At 48.3% G+C, this 230-nt stretch carries 1 protein-coding gene; it reads right to left on the bottom strand.

Annotated elements, in window-relative coordinates; all coding sequences use genetic code 11:
* Positions 1–230, bottom strand: a 230-nt coding sequence (locus Q4528_RS16565; protein ID WP_439848962.1) for an ABC transporter permease subunit, incomplete at both ends; no start/stop codon positions are given.

The following is a 230-nucleotide window of genomic DNA, read 5'->3' as shown; positions in this document are numbered from 1 at the left end:
ATACCACGGTATTTCAGACCAATCTAGGAACACCATAAAGTCGGGTAACTCTGGGTTGGCATACACACCACGGTCGCCAATTTGGCGCATCAAATACATGCCCATGGCGTAACCACCTAAGGCAAAAAATGCCCCGTGTCCCAAACTCAAAATACCGCAATACCCCCAGACCAAATCTACCGCTATCGCCAGTAAGGCATAACACAGGTATTTACCCAGTAAGGTTACCC

The sequence above is a fragment of the Staphylococcus pasteuri genome (assembly GCF_030547725.1).
Taxonomy (GTDB): domain Bacteria; phylum Bacillota; class Bacilli; order Staphylococcales; family Staphylococcaceae; genus Staphylococcus; species Staphylococcus pasteuri.
The sequence above is the reverse complement of the archived record's forward strand: the minus strand, read 5'-3'. Positions and strand labels throughout refer to the sequence as shown.